Annotated in this window: 24 protein-coding genes; 13 read left to right on the top strand and 11 right to left on the bottom strand. The window is 72.5% G+C overall.

Going from position 1 to position 22,030, the window contains the following annotated elements; translation table 11 throughout:
- Window positions 1–2: 2 nt before the first annotated feature.
- Window positions 3–1,259 carry a hypothetical protein gene (locus AB0G59_RS04570; RefSeq protein ID WP_360907971.1) on the bottom strand — a complete coding sequence of 419 codons (1,257 nt, stop codon included), beginning with the start codon at window positions 1,257–1,259 and terminating at the stop codon, window positions 3–5.
- A 225-nt stretch (window positions 1,260–1,484) separates the two neighbouring features.
- Between AB0G59_RS04570 and AB0G59_RS04565 the strand changes: the two genes are divergently transcribed.
- On the top strand, window positions 1,485–2,612 hold the full coding sequence (locus tag AB0G59_RS04565) for a PP2C family protein-serine/threonine phosphatase (protein WP_360907969.1): 1,128 nt from the start codon (window positions 1,485–1,487) through the stop codon (window positions 2,610–2,612).
- 30 nt (window positions 2,613–2,642) lie between these two features.
- Here AB0G59_RS04565 and AB0G59_RS04560 read toward each other — a convergent pair whose 3' ends face one another.
- Window positions 2,643–3,185, bottom strand: a complete 543-nt coding sequence (locus AB0G59_RS04560; RefSeq protein WP_360907967.1) for a hypothetical protein — start codon at window positions 3,183–3,185, stop codon at window positions 2,643–2,645.
- A gap of 36 nt (window positions 3,186–3,221) precedes the next feature.
- On the bottom strand, window positions 3,222–3,758 hold the full coding sequence (locus tag AB0G59_RS04555) for a hypothetical protein (protein WP_360907965.1): 537 nt from the start codon (window positions 3,756–3,758) through the stop codon (window positions 3,222–3,224).
- Window positions 3,759–4,040: 282 nt separating this feature from the next.
- Between AB0G59_RS04555 and AB0G59_RS04550 the strand changes: the two genes are divergently transcribed.
- Both AB0G59_RS04550 and AB0G59_RS04545 read left to right on the top strand, forming a co-directional pair.
- Complete coding sequence (locus tag AB0G59_RS04550; RefSeq protein ID WP_360907963.1) at window positions 4,041–4,778, top strand: hypothetical protein; 738 nt, start codon at window positions 4,041–4,043, stop codon at window positions 4,776–4,778.
- A 61-nt stretch (window positions 4,779–4,839) separates the two neighbouring features.
- Entirely contained in the window at window positions 4,840–6,207 is a 1,368-nt protein-coding gene (locus AB0G59_RS04545; RefSeq protein ID WP_360907961.1) for an erythromycin esterase family protein, read from the top strand.
- 21 nt (window positions 6,208–6,228) lie between these two features.
- Here AB0G59_RS04545 and AB0G59_RS04540 read toward each other — a convergent pair whose 3' ends face one another.
- Complete coding sequence (locus AB0G59_RS04540) at window positions 6,229–6,801, bottom strand: TetR family transcriptional regulator (protein ID WP_360907959.1); 573 nt, start codon at window positions 6,799–6,801, stop codon at window positions 6,229–6,231.
- Window positions 6,802–6,973: 172 nt separating this feature from the next.
- Here AB0G59_RS04540 and AB0G59_RS04535 point away from each other — a divergent pair, with 172 nt between their 5' ends.
- Both AB0G59_RS04535 and AB0G59_RS04530 read left to right on the top strand, forming a co-directional pair.
- The gene (locus AB0G59_RS04535) at window positions 6,974–8,164 is read left to right on the top strand and encodes a cytochrome P450 (protein ID WP_360907957.1); all 1,191 of its coding nucleotides are present in this window, start codon (window positions 6,974–6,976) and stop codon (window positions 8,162–8,164) included.
- Between the two features lie 3 nt (window positions 8,165–8,167).
- Window positions 8,168–8,386 (top strand): ferredoxin, encoded by a 219-nt coding sequence (locus AB0G59_RS04530; RefSeq protein ID WP_360907955.1) that lies wholly within the window; start codon window positions 8,168–8,170, stop codon window positions 8,384–8,386.
- 75 nt (window positions 8,387–8,461) lie between these two features.
- On the opposite strand, the gene AB0G59_RS04525 is transcribed toward AB0G59_RS04530, so the two are convergent.
- Window positions 8,462–9,259: a LysR family substrate-binding domain-containing protein gene (locus AB0G59_RS04525; RefSeq protein WP_360907953.1), complete on the bottom strand. Its 798-nt coding sequence runs from the start codon at window positions 9,257–9,259 to the stop codon at window positions 8,462–8,464.
- A gap of 58 nt (window positions 9,260–9,317) precedes the next feature.
- Here AB0G59_RS04525 and AB0G59_RS04520 point away from each other — a divergent pair, with 58 nt between their 5' ends.
- The 3 genes from AB0G59_RS04520 (at window position 9,318) to AB0G59_RS04510 (ending at window position 11,286) form a co-directional block, all read left to right on the top strand.
- Window positions 9,318–9,722: a DUF5997 family protein gene (locus tag AB0G59_RS04520; RefSeq protein WP_360907951.1), complete on the top strand. Its 405-nt coding sequence runs from the start codon at window positions 9,318–9,320 to the stop codon at window positions 9,720–9,722.
- A gap of 107 nt (window positions 9,723–9,829) precedes the next feature.
- Window positions 9,830–10,279 carry a ribonuclease domain-containing protein gene (locus AB0G59_RS04515; RefSeq protein WP_360907949.1) on the top strand — a complete coding sequence of 150 codons (450 nt, stop codon included), beginning with the start codon at window positions 9,830–9,832 and terminating at the stop codon, window positions 10,277–10,279.
- A gap of 50 nt (window positions 10,280–10,329) precedes the next feature.
- A complete protein-coding gene (locus AB0G59_RS04510; protein ID WP_360907947.1) occupies window positions 10,330–11,286 on the top strand; it encodes a glycerophosphodiester phosphodiesterase family protein in 957 nt (318 codons plus the stop codon).
- A gap of 43 nt (window positions 11,287–11,329) precedes the next feature.
- Here AB0G59_RS04510 and AB0G59_RS04505 read toward each other — a convergent pair whose 3' ends face one another.
- Window positions 11,330–11,725, bottom strand: a complete 396-nt coding sequence (locus AB0G59_RS04505) for a cupin domain-containing protein (RefSeq protein WP_360907945.1) — start codon at window positions 11,723–11,725, stop codon at window positions 11,330–11,332.
- Window positions 11,726–11,777: 52 nt separating this feature from the next.
- Here AB0G59_RS04505 and AB0G59_RS04500 point away from each other — a divergent pair, with 52 nt between their 5' ends.
- Together AB0G59_RS04500 and AB0G59_RS04495 are read left to right on the top strand one after the other, a co-directional pair.
- Window positions 11,778–12,770, top strand: a complete 993-nt coding sequence (locus AB0G59_RS04500; RefSeq protein WP_360907943.1) for a helix-turn-helix domain-containing protein — start codon at window positions 11,778–11,780, stop codon at window positions 12,768–12,770.
- Between the two features lie 146 nt (window positions 12,771–12,916).
- Entirely contained in the window at window positions 12,917–13,768 is an 852-nt protein-coding gene (locus tag AB0G59_RS04495) for an arylamine N-acetyltransferase (protein WP_360908612.1), read from the top strand.
- Here the strand turns inward: AB0G59_RS04495 and AB0G59_RS04490 are convergent.
- The 3 genes from AB0G59_RS04490 to AB0G59_RS04480 form a co-directional block, all read right to left on the bottom strand.
- The gene (locus tag AB0G59_RS04490) at window positions 13,743–15,182 is read right to left on the bottom strand and encodes an MFS transporter (protein WP_360907941.1); all 1,440 of its coding nucleotides are present in this window, start codon (window positions 15,180–15,182) and stop codon (window positions 13,743–13,745) included. The two genes, AB0G59_RS04495 and AB0G59_RS04490, sit on opposite strands and share 26 nt — an antisense overlap.
- Window positions 15,179–15,847, bottom strand: coding sequence for a TetR/AcrR family transcriptional regulator (locus tag AB0G59_RS04485; protein WP_360907939.1), 669 nt, complete (start codon window positions 15,845–15,847; stop codon window positions 15,179–15,181). The genes AB0G59_RS04490 and AB0G59_RS04485 overlap by 4 nt, the downstream gene beginning before the upstream one ends.
- A 103-nt stretch (window positions 15,848–15,950) precedes the next feature.
- Complete coding sequence (locus tag AB0G59_RS04480; protein ID WP_360907937.1) at window positions 15,951–17,270, bottom strand: aminotransferase class I/II-fold pyridoxal phosphate-dependent enzyme; 1,320 nt, start codon at window positions 17,268–17,270, stop codon at window positions 15,951–15,953.
- Between the two features lie 95 nt (window positions 17,271–17,365).
- Between AB0G59_RS04480 and AB0G59_RS04475 the strand changes: the two genes are divergently transcribed.
- Window positions 17,366–18,628, top strand: coding sequence for an MFS transporter (locus AB0G59_RS04475; RefSeq protein ID WP_360907935.1), 1,263 nt, complete (start codon window positions 17,366–17,368; stop codon window positions 18,626–18,628).
- On the opposite strand, the gene AB0G59_RS04470 is transcribed toward AB0G59_RS04475, so the two are convergent.
- Together AB0G59_RS04470 and AB0G59_RS04465 are read right to left on the bottom strand one after the other, a co-directional pair.
- Window positions 18,613–19,977, bottom strand: coding sequence for an NAD(P)/FAD-dependent oxidoreductase (locus AB0G59_RS04470; protein WP_360907933.1), 1,365 nt, complete (start codon window positions 19,975–19,977; stop codon window positions 18,613–18,615). The two genes, AB0G59_RS04475 and AB0G59_RS04470, sit on opposite strands and share 16 nt — an antisense overlap.
- A gap of 123 nt (window positions 19,978–20,100) precedes the next feature.
- Complete coding sequence (locus AB0G59_RS04465; protein ID WP_360907931.1) at window positions 20,101–20,571, bottom strand: hypothetical protein; 471 nt, start codon at window positions 20,569–20,571, stop codon at window positions 20,101–20,103.
- Between the two features lie 212 nt (window positions 20,572–20,783).
- Here AB0G59_RS04465 and AB0G59_RS04460 point away from each other — a divergent pair, with 212 nt between their 5' ends.
- Together AB0G59_RS04460 and AB0G59_RS04455 are read left to right on the top strand one after the other, a co-directional pair.
- Window positions 20,784–21,353 carry a GNAT family protein gene (locus tag AB0G59_RS04460; protein WP_360907928.1) on the top strand — a complete coding sequence of 190 codons (570 nt, stop codon included), beginning with the start codon at window positions 20,784–20,786 and terminating at the stop codon, window positions 21,351–21,353.
- An 89-nt stretch (window positions 21,354–21,442) separates the two neighbouring features.
- Entirely contained in the window at window positions 21,443–22,009 is a 567-nt protein-coding gene (locus AB0G59_RS04455) for a DJ-1/PfpI family protein (RefSeq protein ID WP_360907926.1), read from the top strand.
- Window positions 22,010–22,030: the final 21 nt, after the last annotated feature.

Below are 22,030 nucleotides of genomic sequence, written 5' to 3'. Positions count from 1 at the left end.
CTTCAGTCGATGAACGAGACCTCCGGGTGGGCAGCCGAAGGACCGTCGAAGAGACCGTGGTCCGGGCGGTGCCTCAGGTGCACGTCGAAGAACGCGCTCAGGTAGGCGCGTTGCGCACGGACGGAGCGTGCGGGGTCGACGGTGCCGACGAGTGCGGCCGGCCTGTCCGCGGGCATGTTCCCGGCCGCGGCGATCGGCGGGAGCTGGGCCTGCAGGTCGGTGTAGGCGTAGTGGCCCGCGGTGGGTATCTGGAGGTTGCGGTGCCAGCCGCGCAGGTTTTTCCACAGGGTCGCCAGTACCTCGTCCCGGCTGTTGCCGAGCACGCTGTTCATCAAGAGGAACGGCCGGTCCAGGCCGCCGTCGACCACGGAGCCGATCGCGTTCGCGCCCGCGCCGACCGCTCCGTCCAGGTCGGCGGCCGCGCGGATGCGCGGGTCGTCGTGCATCGCCTGGGCGGCCGTGGCGCCGCCGATGGAGTGGCCGAACATGCCGACGGCGGTCAGGTCCGCGCACCCGGCGAGGCCGGACGGCAGCGGACGACGGTCCGCGTCCGGGGCGCCGCCGCGGTGCGGCGTCTCCAGCCGGTCGAGCACGAAGCGGACGTCGGCCACCCGTACGTCGACCAGGGCCCGCAGTGTCGCCGTCTCGGTCGCGTCCTGGGTACGGGCCACCCGGCCGTCCGGGAATTCCACGGCGATCGTCTCGTGGGTGTGGTCCACGGCCACCACCAGACAGCCACGACTGGCCAGTTCCTCCGCCAGGACGGTACCGAAGCCCCGCGGCATGTTCCGGCCGGGCGAGTACAGGACCACGGGGAGGCCTCCGGGCCGACGCCTCACCGGCGCACCGGTGACGGCGTGGGTCCGGGTGGCCGCCCAGTCGGCGCCCCCCGGCTTGACGGAGAAGTCCTCCCTCGTCTCCACGAGCTGCTGCCATTCGGCCGCCACGTGGGGCGGCAGCTGCAGGGCCGGTCGTCGCCCCGGAACCGGCAGGGACGGGTACCAGACGGTCGTCATCAGCTCGCGCGCGGACCGGGTGGTGAGCCATGGATCGGGTCTCGACGGGTCGACGAGGTGCAGGGATGCCGTGCCGACGGGGTACGGCCCGGTGGGGGGCGGCAGCGTCATGGTCACGGGGCGCGTACGACCGCCGGGTGCCGCCCCGGCGACGCTCGCGCCCGCCATGGGAGCGAGCAGCGCGAGCCCGAGGGCACCGACGAATTGCCGACGCCGAAGGTGTCGAAGGTTCGGTGACTTCATGCCCCCGACGCTACGGAGCGGCCCCGGCCGGGCACCTCCTCCCGCGGTCCCGACCGCCTCCGCCGGAAGGGGGAGCGACCCGCTCCCGGGTGACTACGCCGCCTGTGCCGCGGCGGCGCCGCCGGGCGCCCCCGCACCCATACGGCCGCCCCATGACTGGCAGCCGCAATCCGGCCCGACGATGCTTGAGCGTGTCGTACGGCACGGAAGAGCGGGAGCGGGTACGTGAGGGCACCGAGCGCGGGGGGCAGCGCTGTGAAGCGCTGGTGGCTGCGCCACCTTCAGCTGGTGCCCGCCCTGCTGCTCGCCGTGGGCGCGTTCCTCGACTACAACACCCCACCGCATTTCAGCGCCGAGGCCCTCTACACCGCCGCGCCGATGTCCGCCGCCGCACTGCTGTCGCTGCGTGCCACGATTCTGGCGGGCATCGGCGCGTGTGCCGCCGATTTCGCGCTGCTCACCCACTTCGGCCTCATGGACGACTCCGGTGGGCGGAGCGAGCTGGCGGCGGTCGCGACCGTCTCGGCCTTCGCCGTCGTCGTCAGCCGCCTCATGTACTACAGCGACGTGCGGTTGCAGTCCGCGCGCGGCATCGCCCTCGCCGTGCAGCGCGCGGTGCTGCCGGAGCCGCCCGCATCGATCGGGCCCCTGCGGATCGCCGTGCGCTATCAGTCGGCCGTCAAGGACGCGCAGATCGGCGGTGACCTCTACGGCGTGCAGGACACCCCGTACGGAGTGCGCTGTGTGGTCGGCGACGTCCGCGGCAAGGGCATGGAGGCGGTCAAGGCGGTGGACGTGGCGCTCGGGGCGTTCCGTGAGGCCGCCGAGGAGGAGCCCACGCTCGCCGGGGTCACGGCCAGGGTGGATCGGGCGATGGTGCGGGAGGCCGAGCGGCGGGCGGGCATCGAGCGGATCGAGGGTTTCGTCACCGCTGTCCTGGCGGAGATCCCGCACTCCGGCGACGGGCTGCGGCTGATCAACCGCGGCCATCCGGCGCCGCTGCTGCTGCACGGTGGCGCGGTGCGCAGCCTGCCCCCGTCCGATCCGACGCTGCCGTTGGGGATGGCCGACCTGGAGGCCGGCGAGGACCGGACCGATACGGTGCCGTTCCCGGCGGGGGCGACCCTGTTGCTGTACACGGACGGCCTCACCGAGGCGCGCGACCGGGCCGGGGTCTTCTACGACCCCGTGAACGGCCTGGCCGGGCGTGAGGTCTCCGGACCGGACGCGCTGCTCGACGCCGTCCTCTCCGATGTGGGCCGCCACACCGGTGGCCGCATCACCGATGACATGGCCCTGCTCGCGGTGACCCGGAGCAGGGCCACGAGCACCCGTGAGGTGCCGGGGCCGTGAGGGGGCAGTGCTCACGGCCCCGGCGGGTGGTCAGTGCAGGAGCGGCGAGCCCGTCAGCTGACGCGTGATGGGGCCCTTGCCGTCGCCCTCGATGTCGTAGACGACGGTGGAGTCCGTCGACCACCACAGGTTCTTGTCGTACGTGGCCGCCGGTGCCGCGCACGTGGAGGCGCTCCGGTCCGTGGCCCCGTACTCGTAGTGCTTGTTCACCAGCTCGGTCAGGTCGCACGTCTTGGACGTGATGACCTTGTCGACGTCGGGGGCCGTCGGGCCCGACCGCGCCTCGAGCCTCGTCGTGATCTTGAAAGAGGTGAACCGCTTGCCGAGGTCGATCGCCTGCAGGTCGAGCATCTGCCAGCTCGTCGCGCTGTGGCCGGTGACCTTGCCGTTGGTGACGTCGGCGCAGTTCTCGATGTAGTAGGTCTGGTCGGGCTTGTTGCCGGGGTTGATGACGTCGAACTGGTCCTTGAAGGAGTCCGAGCACGAGCCGACGGCGGAAGCCGGCGCCGCGAAGACGATGCCTCCGGCCAGAACACTGGCCGCGAGGGCGGCGGCAGCGAGGGTCTTACGCATGAATGTCCTCTCTACGACAGTCGACAAGACGGGCTGCTAGTTGCAGGAACCGACGCCACGGACGGTGTCGATGACGACGCTGCCGCCCTTCTTCATGTACGAGTACACCTCGCCGCACCAGCCGCGGTTCTGGTAGACGGGGCCCGCGTAAGTGGAGAAAGTGCCGAAGTTCTCCGTGTGCGGGGTGTCGGTGTAGTTGTCCTTGAGCCGGATGCCCATGTACTGCTTGGCACCCGTGTCGTTCCACAGGACGGCGCAGATCGGCTTGTCGTAGTACGAGGGGCCACTCTCCTTGCCGTTGGTCCACAGGTACAGCGTCGCGTACCGGGCGGTCGCGGACGGCAGGCGCTCGGCGTACACCGACTCGTTGTAGTCGGCGCCGCAGACGTTTCCGGCCGCCGCGGCGGCCTGGGGGGCGGCGGCGACGATGCTCTTCGTCTTCGCCGAGGCCTTGGGGGCGAACTGGACCGAGCCGACCGTGGTCGGCGCCTTCGGCGCGTCGCCGGAGACGGCCATGGCGGTCTGCGGAACGGCAATGCCCAGGGTGGCCATGGTGGTTGCGGCTACGGTCACGCGAATCGCGGTCTTCTTACCGAGCATGCGAAACAAATCCCCCTCGTGACATGCAAAAAGGCAAAGGGGTCCCCAGATGGACCAGTCCCCCCTTGATGGTCAGGCGGGAACTTATCAGGCCCTCACATGACTTCCTATGATCTATTCCACACGGCAGCACACCGCTGCCGACCGGCGCTTTTGCGGACTCCATTCCTCCGCCTAGCGCCCCAACTCCGGTTTCATTCATGCTTCATTGCGCGCGCTTAGGCTTCGTAGTCCTCAAGCCTTACGGAGCGAGCGATGCCCACGGAAGTCACCCTCTGGCTGACCCCTGAAGAGGCGGCCTCTGGAGTCACCAGAGCCGTCGCCCTCCCCAGGGGGACGGTGAACGTCCGCATTCCACCGGTGCAGGACGGCAGTCTCATCAGGGTCTCCACCGACAAAGGCGAGACGATCCTCCGGATCCGCCTCCACGGCACGCCACCGCGGTCGCCGGGCGCCGGGCGGCCCTCCTTCCTCGGCAGACCGGCGGCCAGGCCGTTGCTCGTCCTCGGGGTGCTCGCCGTCCTGGCCGCCGTCGTCATGCTGACCGAGCGCGACGATTCCACCCCGTCGACAGCGGGCCGCCCGGGTGCCGCCACCACGGCCCCGTCCCCCGCCGGGTCCACCACGGCACCCGGCCTGGGCAGCAGAACTCCCGGCTCCCTCAACCCCCTCGACGGCGACGGCCGTTCCGGACCGGCGAGCACCTACCCGACCGTCGCCCCGCCGACCCCCTACACCACCGGGACGTGCCTCAACGGGACCCTGCCCGACTCGACGACGCCGGTGAAGGTGAAGAACGTCGACGTCGTCGCCTGCTCGTCGTCCGACGCGCACTACCGGGTCATCCAGGCGTACCACGGGACGACCGAGCTGTCCCGGTGCCGGGACGACTCCGAGACCCAGTACTCCTTCTCCTCCCGGACGACGCTGGGCGGCCGGACCATCAGCTCGGTCGTCTACTGCCTGGTGGGCATCGGTTCCTACGCGCGGTAGGGAGGACCGGTCGCGGGCGGGCGGGACCGCCGCCCGGGAGGGCCCCTGTATAACTTCCTGCATGACACACGTATCCATACGCCGTCCTGTGGCCGTGGCGCTCGCTCTGGCGGCCCTCCTGGGCCCGGCCGCCGCCACCGCGACAGCGGCCGGCGCGCCCGCCGCCCCCGCCCCCTCGGCTTCGGCCTCGCCCCAGGACCGTGAGGTGGTGGCCGGACTGCAGCGGTACGCGCATCCGTTGCGCACCGCCGAGCCCGGTGGGTCCGGGGGCGACCTGGCCGCGTTCGCCTCGATGACGCGGGGGGCGAGCATCGTCGGATTCGGCGAGGCCTCGCACGGCTCGAAGGAACTGTTCACCGTGAAGGACCGGCTGTTCCAAGAGCTGGTGAAGCGGGAGGGCTTCTCCGCCTACGCCATGGAGATCAGCTGGTCGGCGGCCACCCGGCTCAACACCTACCTCAGCACCGGCAAGGGCGACGTCCGGCAGATCATGCGCGACGAGTTCCAGGACGGGTACTCCCTGCTGAACACGGAAGAACTGGCGCGGATGTTCAGCTGGATGCGCGAGCACAATCGCACCGGCCCGCATCAGATCCGGGTCGTGGGCCTGGACTTCTCCGACGCCGATCCGGAGCAGTACGACCGCATCCTCACCTGGGCGGAGGGCAACGAGCCCGCTCTCGCACCCGAACTCCGCCGCCACTACGCCGCACTGCGCGCCCTGCCCACCCAAGTCGCGGCGCGCATGGCGGCGTACAACGCCCTGCCGCTCGCCGAACGGAAGGCGATCGCGCAGGACGCGGAGGCCGCGTACCAGCTGCTGGCCAAGGCCGGGAAGCAGGATCCCTGGGTGCTGCAGGAGGCCCGGATCCTCTCGCACATGGCCAAGGAGTACACCGTCGACTGGAGCGACCCGGCCCAGGCGAAGGCCGCGAGCCGCTACCGCGACCGGACCATGGCGGAGACCGCCGTGTGGTGGCAGCGCCAGACCGGCGAGCGGATCGTGGTCTCGGGTCACAACGGTCACGTCGCCTACGAGTCCGCGGTGCCCGACCACTACCCGGTCACGATGGGCGCCGACCTGCGCGAACTTGTCGGCCGTGACTACCTCGCCGTCGGCACCTCGCTGAACGGCGGCGACTACCGCGCCAAGACGGCGACGGGCGAGGCGGGCACCTACAGCGTCGACCCGGCCGCGCCCGGCAGCAACGAATACACCCTCGACCAGGTGCGCTACCGCGACTTCTACGTCGACCTGCGCGCGGCCGGCCGCGATCGGACGGTCGGCGGCTGGCTGAACACGGCACGCCCGACGTTCGTCATCCCCGGGCGGTACCCCAACCAGCCGACCCCGCCGCTCGCGCTGGGCCGCGCTTTCGACGTCGTGGTGCACCTGCACCGGGTCCACGCGTCCGTGCCGGTGCCGTAGCCGTAGCCGTAGCCGTAGCCGTCACGGCAGTCGCTCCAGAAGCGTCCGCGCCGCGTCCAGCATCAGCCGGCACACATGCTCCGGGTCGGCGCCGGCCAGCGGCTCCTGGCGCACCACGACCCGGGTCAGCCCTATGCCGAGCAGCCAGGCCAGGACCAGGGCGGAGCGCAGTTCGGCGTCGTCCGCGTCGGTGAGCCCGGCCAGGACGTCGGCGTACTCCTCGGTCAGGAGGCGGCTGGTCCGCGCGGCCTCGTCGTCTCCTCCGACCGAGCGGAGGAAGACCTCCAGCGAGCGGTCCCCGGGCGGGGTGCCGCCAGGGGTGAGCAGATTCCGCAGGGCGGTCTCCAGCAGTCGCTCGGCCGGTGTCTCGCGCAGCTGCCGGCGGCCGTCCTGTGCCACCACTTCGCCGAAGAGAGCGGTCTTCGATCCGAAGTAGCGGAAGAGCAGGGCCTGGTTGACGCCGGCGCGGTCGGCGATGGCGCGCACGGTCGTCCGGTCGTATCCGCGTTCGGCGAACAGCCCGGCCGCCGCCTCGATCAAGGACTGGCGGGTGGCCTCGGCGTCACGTCGGCGCACCGTATTTTCCGTGGTCATCCCGTTCCTCCTCAAGCGCCGACCGGCCCGCCCGGGCGTTCGAAACCCCTACGGGCCAGGCCCCGTTGACGTCCTTCCTACCCCGTCCTACGGTCGTTGTAAGCAGGTGCTTACATGTGCCGCCCGTACCGGCGCGAGACCTACTGCCTACGCGAGGGAACAAGGGGTCCTGATGTCCACCTCCCACAGCGAGCCCGCCGCCTATCCGTTCAACGAGCCGACCGGCCTGGACCTGTCCGAGGAGTACGACAAGACGCGCTGCGGCGAGGGGCTGCGACGCGTCCGGCTGCCCTACGGCGAGCCCGCCTGGCTCGTGACCCGCTACGCGGACGCCAGGTTCGTCCTGGGCGACCGCAGGTTCAGCCGCGCCGCCTGCGTCGAGCACGACGAACCCCGCCAGTCGGCCGCCCGGAACACCACCGGCATCCTCACCATGGACCCTCCCGACCACACCCGGCTGCGCACGCTGGTGACGAAGGCGTTCACCGTGCAGCGGGTGGAGCGGCTACGGCCGGGCATCCGCGCCCTGGCCGAGAGCCTGCTGGACGACATGGTCGCCGCCGGCCCGCCCGCCGATCTGGTCGAGGACTACGCGCTGCCCATCCCCGTCTCCGTGATCTGCCGGCTCCTCGGGGTGCCCGAGGGGGACCGGCCCCTCTTCCGCAAGTGGAGCGACGACGCCCTGTCCACCAGCTCGCTCACGGCCGAGGAAGCGGACGCGAGCCGGGAGGAGTTGCGCGCGTACATGGCGGGGCTGATCGCCGAGCGCCGCGCCCGGCCCGCGGACGATCTGATGACCGCCCTGATCGGGGCCCGCGACCAGGACGACCGGCTCTCGGAGCTGGAGCTGATCGACCTGTGCGTGGCCGTCCTGGTCGCGGGCCATGAGACCACCGCCACCCAGGTTCCCAACTTCGTGTGGACCCTCCTGGAGCATCCCGAGGAGCTGGCGCGGCTGCACAAGGACCCCGGGCTCCTCCCCGCCGCGGTCGAGGAGCTGCTGCGCTTCGTCCCCTTGGGCATGGCCGCGTCCATGGCCCGCTACGCGACGGAGGACATCGAGGTGGGCGGCACGCTGGTGCGGTCGGGCGAGCCGGTCCTGGTGTCGGTGGGCTCCGCCAACCGCGACGTGCTGCGCTTCCCGGCCCCCGACGCCCTCGACCTGGACCGGGAGGGCAACCAGCACCTGGGCTTCGGCCACGGCGTCCACCACTGCCTCGGGGCACCCCTCGCCCGGGTCGAGCTCCAGGAGGCCCTACGGGCCCTCGTCCTGCGGATGCCGGGCCTTCATGTGGCCGGGGACATCGTCTGGAAGACGCAGATGCTGGTGCGCGGGCCCCGCTCGATGCCGGTGGGGTGGTGAGCGATGGCCTGGCGGGTGACGGTGGACCGCGGCCGGTGCATGGGCTCGGGCATCTGCACGTCCCTGGCCGCCTCGTCGTTCGTCCTGGACGGCGAGCGCTCCCGGCCGCTGGGCGGCGGCGAGAGCACGCCCGACGAGACGGTCCTCGACGCGGCCGATTCCTGCCCGGCGGGGGCCATCACCGTGACGGAGGAGGGGCGGGTGATCGGCCCCCGGGACTGACCGGGCCGATGGCGGGGGCGACGGCCCGCGCGGAGCCCCCGCGGCCCGGTGCCCCGCGCCGCGGGGTTTCGACCGCTACGGCCGGCGGCGGGGCTTGCCGCGACTGGCGGTCTTGCCGCCCTTGGTGCCCTTGGCGCCGCCCGAGCCGCTCCGGGGGCTCTTGCCGCCCGACTTCCCCGTCGACTTGCCGGCCGCGGGCTTGCGCTGCGCGCCGCGCGCCTCGGGGCGCTTGCTCTTCGGCTGCGCCTTGTCCTGGGCCTGGGGGCGGCCCCGGGTGCTGTTGACGGTGCGCCCGCGGACGATGCCGATGAACTGCTCCACCAGATCGGTGGTTTCCTCCTCCGGCCACGACAGCGCGACGCGCGACTGGGGGACGTCGGAGAGCGGCCGGTAGGTGAGGTCCTTGCGGTGGTGCAGGCGGGCGAGCGACTGCGGGACGACGAGGAGTCCCACTCCCGCCGCCACCAGCTCGATGGCGTCCGCGGTCGTGGCGGGGCGCTCGAGCGCGGGGCGTCCCGGCGGACGCTCCCACTCCAGGGTGTCGTCGAGGGGATGCAGCACGAGCTCGTCGGCCAGGTCCTCGGCGGACACCTCGTCGACCGCCGCCACGATGTGGTCCTTCGGGATGACGACCACTGTCGTCTCGGTGTACAGGGGGATCGCGCTGAGGTCCCTGCGGTCGGCCGGCAGCCGGATGAAGCCCGCGTCGGCCCCGCCGGCGCGCAGCACGTCGCACGCCTCGGCGGCGGAGACGCCGACGAGGGTCAGTGGGACGTCGGGCAGCCGCTCGTTCCAGATCCGCACCCACTTCGTGGGCGTCACTCCCGGGACATACGCGAGCCGGAACGTAGGGGAATCTTCCGAGCCTGTCACTCCCCTAGGTTACCGGTCGTGGTCAGAGGTAGCTCACACGCTCGATACTCTTGACACCATGACGTCGCACAAGACCACCCAGACGATGAAGCCCGCGACCGCGGCGAAGAAGCTGGGTGTGTACCTCGAGGCCACCCCCGCCGAGTTCCAGGAGGGTGTCGTCTCGCGCACCGAGCTGAACGCGCTGCAGGCCGACCCGCCCGAGTGGCTGCAGGAGCTGCGACGCAACGGTCCGCACCCCCGGCCCGTGGTCGCGGCGAAGCTGGGCGTCTCCATCGCGGGCCTGGCCCGTGGCGGAGTCACGGAGGCCCTCACCACGGAGCAGATCGAGGCCCTGAAGCAGGAGCAGCCCGAGTGGCTGCAGCGCGAGCGCGCCACGCAGGCCGAGGTCCGCAAGGAAGCGGTGCGCATCAAGGAGAAGAACGCCGAGCGGGACGAGCAGGCCCGCCAGCAGCGTTCCTGATCTCCGTCTGACCCCTGGATGCCGTTGGTGATCCTCGCCTGGTGAGGTGAGGATCACCAACGGCATCTTTTGCGTATCCCGTAGCCTTCGTCACCGTTGATGGGGGTATGACCACATTTCGTAGCGCTCGGCATGTCACGGCCGCCGCCCTGCTCCTGTCGGCCGTCGCCCTGTCCCCCGCACCCGGCGCGCCCACGGCCACCGCCGCGGTCCGCCCGGCCGACGTCATCGATCCGCCCCTGCCGGTCGAACGGTTCCCCGCCCAGGTCAAGAACGCCTGCGGCATCTGGAAGGGCCTGAACTGGCCGGCCTCGGACCGGGCGCACGACTACCCCGTGGCCCGCTCCGCCCTCGTCATCCGCGGCGGCAACATCCACCGCAACCTCAGCGGCCACCTCCCCGCGACCGGGCACTACCGCGAATACGACGTCACCCCCCGCCCACCGGGCCGGCGCCGCGACGCCGAACGCCTCGTCCGCGACCCGGGCACCCGCACCGTCTGGTACACCGCCGACCACTACCGCAACTTCCGGAAGATCACCTCGGGCTGCCCCTGAATCAAGACCTTCTGGGCATGGAGGTACGGGACGAGCGGCATGATGCCCAGGTGACGAACACCACCTTCATACCGCGCCGGTCCGTCCTCACCGCCACGGCGCTCCTCGTCTGCGCCGCCCCCATGCTCACGGCCGGCAGCCCGGCCACCGCGCAGACGGACCGACCCGCCGCCGCGCACGCCCCGGCCAAGCCGCTGATCATCGCGCACCGCGCCGGGACCGGCGACTACCCCGAGAACACGCTGCTCGCCATCGAACGGTCGCTGGCTGCGGGTGCGGACGGCCAGTGGCTGAGCGTCCAGGCGACCAAGGACGGCGTCCCCGTGCTGTACCGGCCGACGGACCTGTCCGCGCTGACGGACGGCTCGGGGGCCGTCGCGGAGACACCCCTGAGCGGACTGGCGTCGCTGAACGCCGGGTACGCCTTCAAGGACGCCGACGGCGCCCACCCCTACCGGGAACACCCCGTCCGCATCCCCACGCTCGCGGCGGCGCTGGACGCCGTACCCGAGGGCCGGCAGATCTACCTCGACCTCAAGCAGGCGCCCGCTTCCCACGTCGTCGACGCGGTGGTGCGGGTGCTGGACGAGAAGAACGCCTGGGACAGGGTGCGGCTGTACTCCACCGACGCCGAGGTGACCGGACTGCTGGCGAAGACGGAGCGGGCGCAGGTCGCCGAGTCCCGTGACGCCACCCGGCAGCGCCTGACCGAAGTCGCCCTGGAACACGCCTGCAAGAGCGCGCCTCCGGCCGGCTCCTGGGCCGGGTTCGAGCTCAAGCGGCAGATGACACTGCGGGAGAAGTTCACCCTGGGCACGGGAGACTCTCCCGTCACCGCGCAGCTGTGGACCCCGGAATCCGTCGCCTGTTTCCGCTCCGCATCGCACGGCAGGACTCCGATCGTGATGTTCGCCGTGAACACGAAGGCGGATCTGCGCACCGCCACGCGGCTCGGCGCCACCGCCGTCCTCGTCGACTCGCCCCGGCTGCTCCTCCGGCCCCGCTGACCCGACGTCGGCCGGGCCGAACCCGAGGAGGAGCGGGGGGAGTTCAGGAGCCGAGTGCGTGCCCGGTCGTCGCGTCGACGTGGTCCGGGATCTCGTCGTGGCGGTCCCCCACCGTGAGCGTCCCGCTCGGCTCGAACAGCAGGATCGCCGCGCCGGAGGGGGCGGACGGCTTGTGCTCCGTGCCCCGGGGGACGGTGAACACCGCGCCCCGGGGCAGCAGGACCGTGCGCTCCCCGGCGGGCTCGCGCAGGGAGATGCGCAGCTCGCCGTCGAGGACCATGAAGAACTCGTCGGTGTCGTCGTGGACGTGCCAGATGTGTTCTCCCTGGACCTTGGTGATGCGGACGTCGTAGTCGTTGACGCGCGTGACGATGCGGGGGCTCCACAGGGCGTCGAAGGAGGCCAGGGCCTTGTCCAGGAGGATGGGTTCGTTGCTCATGGGCTCATCCTCCGCCGGTGCTCCCGGCCGGTGTGAGTGCTAGGAATCGCATATGACGCAACAATCCTCGCAGCCGGACCGCACGGCGGGCGTACACCGGGTCGTCGTGATCGTGGACGAGAACTCGAACCCCTTCGAGCTCGGCTGCGCGACCGAGGTCTTCGGGCTGCGCAGGCCCGAGATCGGCCGTGAGCTGTACGACTTCGGGCTGTGCTCCCCCGAGCCCCGCACCCTGATGCGGGACGGCTTCTTCACGCTCACCGGAGTCGCCGGTCTCGAGGCGGCCGAGACGGCGGACACGTTGATCGTCCCCAACCGCCCCGACGTCGAGGTGCCTCGCCGCCGGTCGGTGCTCGAGGCGATCCGGCGGGCGCACGCACGCGGTGCGCGCCTGGTCGGCTTCTGCAGCGGCGCCTTCACGCTGGCCGAGGCCGGGGTCCTCGACGGGCGCCGGGCCACCGCGCACTGGCAGTGGGCGGACGACTTCCGGGCCCGCTTCCCCTCCGTCCGGCTCGAGTCGGACGTGCTGTTCGTGGACGACGGGGACATCCTCACCGCCGCCGGGAGCGCGGCCGCGCTCGACCTCGGGCTGCATGTGGTCCGCCGTGATTTCGGGGCCGAGATAGCCAACTCCGTCAGCCGGCGGCTGGTCTTCGCGGCGCACCGGGACGGTGGGCAGCGGCAGTTCGTGGAGCGTCCCGTGCCCGACCTCCCGGACGAGTCGCTGGCGCCCGTCCTGGCCTGGGCCCAGGAGCGGCTGGACTCGCCGCTCACGGTGTCCGCCCTCGCGGCGCGTGCGGCGGTCAGTCCGGCGACGCTGCACCGCCGCTTCCGGGCGCAGCTGGGGACGACGCCGTTGGCGTGGCTGACGGGGGAACGGCTCGCTCTGGCGTGCCGGTTGATCGAGCGGGGCGAGTCGCGGTTCGAGGTGGTCGCGCGGCGCAGCGGGCTCGGCACCGCCACGCACTTGCGTACGCTGATGCGGCGCGGGACCGGCCTGACTCCGTCGGCGTACCAGCGCCGGTTCGGGCCCGGGGCGGGTTGAGGCCGCGGCGCGTACGGGGCTCAGGTGGTCTCGGTTCGAAGCCCTAGGTCCAAAGGTCGAGGTCCGCACGGTCTCCGGGCAGAGGCCCCGGCTGCGGTGCTTCGCATACGGTCGTGTCCGCAACGATCGAGAAGCGAGGAACCACGATGCAGACGGACCGCACGCACGACTGGAACGGCGACCTGCTGGACCTCGACGCCTATCTGGACCGCATCGGCTACCACGGCGAGCGGGCGCCGACCCTGGACCTGCTGCGTGCCCTGCACCGGGGGCATGTCACCTCCATCCCCTTCGAGAACCTCAACGCCGTCCTGGGCGTTCCGGTGCTGCTGGACGTCGAGTCCGTCCAGGACAAGCTGGTGCGCGGCAGCCGCGGCGGCTACTGCTTCGAGCACGTCGTGCTGTTCGCCGCCGTCCTCGAGCGGCTGGGCTTCGAGTTCAGCGCCATGAGCGGGCGGGTGACGCTCGGCGCGGACAAGATCCTGCCCGCCACCCACGCGCTGCTGGCCGTGACGGCCGCCGACGACGAGCGGCTGTGGCTGTGCGACGTCGGATTCGGCTGCGGGCCGCTGGAGCCGATCGAGCTGGCGGACGGCACCGAGGTGGACTACGAGGGCTGGAAGTTCCGGCTGGAGCGGCGTCCGGGCGTCTTCGGCATCGACGACTGGTGGCTGTACCAGCTCAAGGCCGGGGGCTGGGAGGACCGGCACACCTTCACCCTCAATCCGCAGTACACGATCGACTACGTGGTGGGCAGCCACTACGTGTCCACCCATGCGCGCTCCCCGTTCGTCAAGCGCCCGTTCGCCCAGCGGTTCACCGGCGCCCACCACCGCCGGCTCGACGCCACGACCCTGACGACCTTCCGCCCCGACGGTTCGTCCACGGAGCGGAAGATCGAGCCGGCGGAGCTCGGGCAGGTGCTGGAGGAGGAGTTCGGGATCAGCGTGGACGCCGGGGACCTCGCCCGGCTCAGGGACGGCCTTCGGTCGGCCTGACCCGGCCCGGGGCCGCGGCTGTTCGCTTCTCCGGGCGTCCGTGCGGCAGCAGCGCCGCCGGCAGCAGGGCGAGGGCGGCGAGAGCTGCCAGGACGAGCACGGTGGGGCCGGTCTCCGGGGCGGACCGGAGCGCGTCGGCGGCCGTGCGGCCGGGGGTGGGCGCGCTCGTCGGCATCATGCTCGAGGCGACGGCGATGCCGAGGGTCGGGCCGATATTCATGGCGGTCTGCTTCAGTCCGCCGACGACCCCGGCGTACCCCGCCGGCGCGTCACCGACGACGGTCCCGGTGGCGGTGACCATCACGGTGGCGAAGCCCGCGCCGAGGACGGCGAAGGCGGCGCCGGTGGCCGTCCATGTGCCGGCCGTGGTGAGCCGGGAGAGGCCCGTGAGGCCGAGGACGACGAGGAGGATGCCGGCGGTCGCCGTGCGGCGCGGGCCGTAGCGGCGCAGCGCGGCGCCAGCGAAGGGCGCGCCGAGGACCATGAACGCGGTCATCGGCAGGACCCGCAGGCCGGTGGTGAGCGGGTCGAGCCCGAGGACGTCCTGGAGGACGAAGGTCGCCACGAACAGGGCGCCGAACATGCCGCCGGTGGTGACCAGCAGGATGCCCATCGACGCCGTCACTGGCAGGGACCGTGCCACGGCGCGCGGCACGATGGGGTGGTCGATGCGGCGTTCGTGCGCGAGGAGTACGGCCGCGAGGCCCGCGGTGACGGCGAGCCCGAGCAGGGTCGGCGTCGCGGTCCAGCCGTGCGCCGGCACGCCGGCCAGGGTGTGGACGAGGGCCGCGAGGGCGGCGGCGAGCAGGGTGGCGCCCGGGAGGTCGAGCCGCTGGGACGCGGCGGCCGGGGGCGTGGGCACCCGTACGGCGAGGGTGAGCGCGGCGATCACGAGGGCGACGGGGACGTTGACCCAGAACACGGCGCGCCAGCCCAGGTGTGCGACGAGAAGGCCGCCGAGGAGCGGGCCGGCCGCCGAGGCCACTCCGATCGCGCTGGTGCGGAGGGCGACCGCTGTCCCGATCCGGTCCGCGGGGTAGGCCAGTCTCAGCAGGGCGAGGGTGGCCGGCTGCAGCAGCGCGCCGAAGACGCCCTGCAGGGCGCGCAGGCCGATGACCCAGCCCACGGAGGGCGCGAGCGCGATGCCGGCCGAGGCGGCCGCGAAGCCGAGGACGCCGGTGAACAGCAGCCGTGGGTGCCCGTACCGGTCGCCGAGCCGGCCGGCGAGGACGAGGAGGGCCGCGACGGCGAGCAGATAGCCGGTGCTGGTCCACTGGACCTGGGCCACGCCGGCGCCGAGTTCGCGCTGCATGCTGGGTTGCGCCATGAGCAGCACCGTGCCGTCCAGGGCGACGATCATCGCTCCGGTCACGCTGGCCGCGAGCGCCAGGTGCCGCCGTGCGGGCCCGTTCATGCGTCCACCGGGCCGAGGTGTGCGTCCAGGACCGCCGAGACGATCCGGTCGAGGTGGTCGCCGCCGGGCGTGGTGGTGCCGAGGGCGAGGGGCAGGCTGCCCCACGTCCACAGTTGGGCGAGGCCGTGCAGGTTCGTCCAGAGGGCGGCGGCCGTGACGGCGGGTGGCTGCCCCGCGGGAGCGTGCTCCGGGCGGCACCGCTCGACGAGCCCGACGAAGGCCTCGAACATGGGCAGGGTCGACTCCCGCAGCCGGGGCCGGTCCGCCGCGTCCTTCCCGTCGGTGCCCGCCGTCTCGTCCCGGGGCGCTTCCTTCTCGCTGTCGAGCAGGTCGTGACGGAACATCAGCTCGAACATGCCGCGGTGCTCCAGCGCGTACGCGACGTACTCCCGCCCCATCGCCCGCACCTGCTCGCGCGGTGTCCTCGCGCCGTCGGGTGTGGGTGCGGTGGCGGCTTTGATGCGCGCTGCGAGGTCGGCGAAGCCGCGGCGGGCGATCGCGGAGAGCAGGGACTGGTGCGTGGGGAAGTAGCGCCGTGGCGCCCCGTGGGAGACCCCTGCCCGGCGGGCGATCTCGCGGAGCCCCAGTGCGGCGCTTCCCTCGGTCATCACGAGGTCCACTCCGACGTCGATCAGCCGGTCGCGGAGGGAGGGTTCATGGTCCATGGACAGTGTCTACCAGGAACAGGTAGACACTGTCTACTCGCGCGGAACGGGAGCGACTTCCTCACAGACCTCAGCTCGTCCGCCGGCCCGTGGGCGACCCCCCTCACCCCCCGTACGTGGCCTGGGACTCCCCCAGCACGGCCGCGAAGTCGCCGGCCAGCCGTCGCGCGTCGGCCGGCGACAGGCCGGCGGTGGTGATCCGCACTCCGGGGGCGGTCTCGATGCGGAACCGCGCTCCGGCCGCGACCCACCAGCCGTACGTCCGCAGCCCGTTCACCACCGCCGACTCGTCCCGCACCGGCACCCATACGTTCATGCCGCTCACGCCGTGGGCGGCGATGCCGCGTCGCCCGAGCTCGGCGGTCAGGGCGCGCCGGCGCTCGTCGTACGCCTCCCGTGCCTGCCGGACCAGGGCCTGGGTGCCGGGGTCCGCCATCAGGGTGAGCACCGTCTCCTGCAGCAGATGGCTCACCCAGCCGGAGGTGAGCAGCAGCCGTCCGTCGTGGCGGGCCAGCGTCGTCGCGTCGCAGGCCGCCGCCGCCCACCGCAGGTCCGTGCCCAGGTACTTCGTCACGGTCGCCACATGCGCCCAGCGGGTGAGCCCGCCCGCGGTGAGGGTGTGGAGAGGGGCCGCGGCGATGCTCCCGGCGTGGTCGTTCTCGATCACGAGGACGTCGGGCGCCTCGCGCAGGGCGGCCACGAGCGCGTCGCGGCGGGCGGCGGAGAGGCAGCCGCCGTACGGGTTCTGCGCCCGGGGGCTGCAGACGACGGCCCGCACTCCCGTCCGCAGCACGGCGCGCAGCGCCTCGGGGCGCATGCCCTCGTCGTCGACCGCGACGGCGACCGTGCGCAGGCCCAACGCCGTGATCAGGTCGAGCAGATGGTGGTAGCCAGGGTCCTCCATGGCCACGGCGTCGCCCGGCCGGAGCTCGACGGAGAGCAGCCGTCCGATCAGGTCCAGTGCTCCGTGCGCGAACGTCACGTGCTCCACCGGTACGCCGTCGGACCCGAGCCATTGCCGCACGGCCTCCTCGAGGCGGGGCAGCCGGGGGGACGAGCGGTGGGAGCGGGCGCCGGGCGACAGGCGGCCGGGCGGCAGCAGGTCGGGCAGGAACGCGGGGTCGGGGTGGCCGCCCGCCAGGTCGCACAGGCCATCGGGCACCTTGGGCGGGCGCCGGGACGCCACGGCGGGGGCGGGCGCCACGACCGTACCGCCGCGGCCGCGGGTGACGACGATGCCGCGTCCGCGCAGTTCCTTGTAGGCGGTGGCGACCGTTCCGGGGCTGATCCCGAGGTCCTCCGCGAGCCGGCGCACCGGGGGGAGGGCCGCACCGGGTTCCAACCTGCCGTCGGTCACGGCCTGTTCGACTGAAGCGGAAAGGGCCTTGGCCGTCGCACCGGTGATCCCATATTGTGTTGTCACGTAGTCAAGTATGTATCAATACATAACTGGTTGGCAAGAGGATCGGGGGGACCGTGAGCTCGGGTCGCAGGTGGATCGCCGCTGTGGAAGCACGCGTGCCGGGAGGCCGGGACGGGCGCCGGATGCTGTGGGTGGCCCTGGTCGACAGGGTCGGCAGCGGCCTGTGGGCCGCCACGTCGGTGCTGTACTTCACCTACGTCGCCCATCTCGGCGTGGGCCGGGTCGGCACCCTCGTCGCCGTCGCCGGCGTCGCCGGCATCGCGGGAGCACCGCTCGGCGGGCGCCTGGCCGACCGGCTGCCGCTCACCCGCGTGCTCGCCGCCTTCCAGATCCTGCGCGCCGTGGCCGCCCTCGGCCTGCTCACCACGAGCGACTTCGCCCTGCTGCTGGTCTGTTCGGCGGCCGGAGGCTTCGGCGACCGGGGGGCGAGCGTTCTGACCAAGCTCTACGGTTCGCGCATCGCGGGCAGCGAGCGGGTCCGCTACCAGGCGGTCAACCGCACGGTCGCCAACGCCGGCTGGGCCATAGGCGGCCTCGGCGCGGCGGCGGCGCTGGGCATCGGCACGACCGCCGTCTACCGGTACCTGCTCCTCGGCGACGCGCTCTCCTTCGTCGTGGTCGCCCTCATCACCCTGCGCTGCTCGGAGGCCTCCGCGCCCGCCCGCACCGTCGCCAAGGGCTCCGGCCCCACGCCCTCGACGACGCCCGCGAGCCCCTGGCGCGACCGCTCCTACCTCACGTACATGGCCACGGAGGCGGTGCTCTTCCTCGACGACTCCGTCATCAGGGTGGGCCTGCCGCTGTGGGCCGTCCGCGCCACCGACGCCCCGCACGGCCTCGTCCCTCTGCTGCTGGTGCTCAACAGCGTGCTGGTCGTGGCCCTCCAGGTGCCCCTGGCAAGGTTCGGCGCCACCACGGCCAAGGCCCGCGCGCTCCTCCTCCCCCTCTGTCTGACGTTCGCGGCGGCCGGCATCGCCATGGCGGCCTCCACCGCGCACGGCGCCGTGCTCGCCACCGTCTTCCTCACCCTCGCGGCCAGCGCCGTCACCCTGGCCGAGATGCTCCACGCCACCGTCTCCTGGGAGCTGTCCGTCGCCCTCGCCCCGGAGGACGCCCAGGGCGCCTACCTCGGCGTCCACGGCCTGGCCCAGGCGACCCAGCGCGCGCTGGGCCCGCTGGTCGTCACCGCGGCCGTCGCCACCGGCCCCCTCGGCTGGACGGCGTTCGGCGCGCTCACCGCCGGCGCCTGCCTGGCGCAGCACCGCCTCGTCCGCGACCGGATACCGAAGACCCCGGCGCAGGAGACGGCGCCGGAGCCCTGCGGCCTGTCCCCGGCCGGTCGTCAGACGTCCCCGTGACCCTCCGCCGACGAGGTCCGGGAGCGGATCTCCTCGGGCGTGAGATAGGCGTCGGTGAACTCGAAGTCCCGCAAGGTGGCGGGCCGTCGGCTCTGGAAGCCCGTACGGACGTAGTCGTCGCCCGCCGCGGCGTTCAGCAGCCAGTTCGTCACCGTCCGCACCTTGGCGACCTGGGTGCGCAGCGCCATCAGGTGATAGCCGCGGGCCACCGCCTGCGCCGGGAGGCCGGTCAGCTGGACGCCCAGCGGCCTGGAGACGGCGTCCTTGCCGCCGAGGTCCACCACCAGCCCGAGGTCCTTGTGCACGTACGGTCGCAGCGGCTCGCCGCGCAGGTGGGCCACCACGTTGTCCGCGACCACCCTGCCCTGGCGTTGGGCGTGCTGTGCCGTGGGCGGACAGGCGGAGCCGTCGCCCTTGGCGACATCGGGCACGGCCGCGGCGTCGCCGAGCGCGAAGACGCCGTCGTGGCCCGGCAGCGTCATGCGGTCGGTGACGGCGAGCCGGCCCTTCACCGTCTCCGCGCCCAGGGTGCCGACCAGGGGGCTGGCCGTCACGCCCGCCGTCCACAGCAGGGTCCGGCACGGCAGCTCGCGGCCGTTGGTCAGGGTGACCCGTTCCCGCTCGACCTTGGCGACCGAGACGCCCAGGGATATCTCGATGCCGCGCCGCCGCAGGGTGCGCGTCGCCGCGGCTCCCAGTTTGTCACCGAGTTCCGGCATGAGCTTGGGCGCCAGGTCCACGATGTGCCAGGTGATCTGTTGTGCGTCCAGACGGGGGTAGCGCCTGCACGCCGCCGTGGTGACGCGCTGCAGGCAGGCGGCCGTCTCGGTGCCGGCGTAGCCGCCGCCCACCACGACGAACCGCAGGCGCGAGGCGCGTTCGGCCTCGTCGGTGGCCGCGTCGGCCAGGTCGAGCTGGGCGATGACGTGGTCGCGGAGGTAGGCGGCTTCGGCCAGGGTCTTCATGCCGAGGGCGTGCTCGGCGAGGCCGGGGATGTCGAAGGTGCGGGTGACGCTGCCCGGTGCGAGCACGATGACGTCGTACGGCTCGTCGACGACCTCGTCGGTGATCTTCCGTATGACGCAGACCTTGGCCCGGGCGTCCACGCCGATCGCTCCGCCGGGGATGACGCGGGTGCGGCGCAGCCCCCGGCGGAGCGAGACGGCCACGGACTGCGGAGTGAGGACGCCCGAGGCCACCTGGGGCAGGAGGGGCAGGTAGAGCTGGTAGTTGAAGGGCGCTACGAGCGTGATCAGCGCCTCGTCGGACGTGAGCGTGCGTTCCAGGCGGCGGGCGCACTCGACTCCGGCGAAGCCGCCGCCGACGATCAGGATCCGTGGACGTGTCATGTTCTGACGTCTGCTCGCTCGGCGGGGTTTCAGTACTGCCGCCGCCACCGGAGTCGCTCCGGCGCTCCGGAGTGCGCCCCGGCGGCGCGTGCCACGGGCCGCCGGGGCGCCGGATGCGGAAGGTCAGCGGAGGTGATTCGTGCCCGTGGCCCAGACCGCACGGCTGCCGTCGTAGATCACGACGTTCCCGTCGTCCTGGACGATGAGCCGCGAGCCGGGGTGGCCGGCGGTGTTGGAGGCCCAGACGGCCCGGCCGGAGCGGGAGTAGACGACGAAGTTGCCGTCCTCCTGGAACGCGGCCCGCCAGCCGCGGTTGACGGTGTTCGAGGCCCAGCGGGCCCGGTTGAACTCGTCGTAGACGACGAGGTTGCCGTCGGACTGCATGACCAGGCGGGCGGTGTCGGAACTCACCGACTGGTCTCTCTCCAGGACCGACGGGGCGTAGAGCGTCTGGCTGGCCTTGGTTCTCGCGCCGTCGGCCTGGTCCGTGGCCGCTGAGGCGTTGTGGCCGGCGGGCGCCGCGCTCGCCTGACCGGCGAACGTCATGGCGCCGAGGGCGACGGATGCGAGCAGTGTGGCGATCTTCTTCCCCACGAAAGGTCCTTTCGTCGAGTTGTTCGTCCACTGGTGCGCCCCCGGGAGGGGGCCTCAGCGGACTCTCGCACTCCCGTACGGCGGACGGCTCCCCTCCGCACCCTCCTGACGTGTTCGTGCCACTCTTTGGCCGGACTGCCGACGGCGCGGGGAACATGATCATTCTTCGGGGAGTTGCCCACACCGATACATGTAAGCCGTCGAGGAGTGAGATGTTCGCGAAATCGCTGGGTGACGACCATGCCGAACTGCGGCCCCTGGAGCCGTGGAACGCACAGGAGTACCTCGCCCACATCGACCGGTCCCGTGACCACATAGGCCGTCACATCCCGCTGCCGGAACGGGCCACCGACCTGGCCTCCGCCAGGGCGTTCCTGCAGTCGTACGCGGACAAGAAGGCCACCGACAGCGGGTCCCTCCACGGCATATGGGCGGACGGCACGCTCGTCGGGGCCGTTCTCTTCCGGTCCTTCGACGCCGCGGCCGGCACGTGCGAGGTCGGCTGCTGGCTGGAGGAGTCGGCCGTCGGCCGGGGGCTGGTCACGCGGGCCATCCGGGTGCTCGTCGACTGGGCGGTCGACGTGCGCGGGATCCACCGTGTGGAGTGGCAGGCGTCCCCCGCCAACGCCGAGAGCATCAAGGTCGCCGAGCGCCTGGGCATGGTGCGGGAAGGGGTACTGCGGGAGAGCTACCCCCACCGCGGCGTCCGCAGTGACATGGAGCTCTGGTCGGTACTGGCCCCGCAGTGGCGGGCGCGGCGGGAAGCCGACCGCCAGGGGTGAGGTGCCGCCGGCGGCCGGGCGCGCGAGCGTCCGCGGGCGGGGAGCCGGGTAGGGATAGCCGGGCCGTTCCCGAGCCGAAGGAGTACCGCATGCCCAAGGTCCTGATCCTCACCGGCGACGCCGCGGAGGACCTCGAGGTCTTCTACCCGTACCAGCGGCTGCTGGAGGAGGGGTACGAGGTGGAGATCGCCGCGCCGGCCGTGAAGAAGCTCCAGTTCGTGGTGCACGACTTCACGCCGGGCTTCGACACCTACACCGAGAAGCCCGGGCACGCCTGGCAGGCCGACGTCGCGTTCGCGGACGTGGCGCCGGAGGACTACGCGGCCCTGGTCGTCCCCGGCGGCCGGGCGCCCGAGTACCTGCGCCTGGACGAGGACTTCCAGCGGATCGTGCGGCACTTCTTCTCCGCGGACAAGCCCGTCGCGCAGATCTGCCACGGCGCGCTCGCCCTGGCGGCGGCCGGCGTGCTCGAGGGCCGCCGTACCGCCGCCTATCCCGCCTGCGCGCCCGAGGTGCGTCTGGCGGGAGGCACGTTCGTGGACGCGGAGGCCGTGGTCGACGGCAACCTCGTCTCCGCCCGGGCCTGGCCCGACCACCCGGCGTGGATGCGCGCCTTCGTCGGCCTGCTGCGGGAGCAGGCCCCGGTCAAGGGCTGAGGCCACCGCCCGGCCGCCGAT

The sequence above is a fragment of the Streptomyces sp. NPDC021096 genome, from assembly GCF_040641275.1.
Taxonomy (GTDB): Bacteria; Actinomycetota; Actinomycetes; order Streptomycetales; family Streptomycetaceae; genus Streptomyces.
Note: the sequence above shows the minus strand (reverse complement) of the source record. Positions and strands in the feature narration are given on the sequence as shown.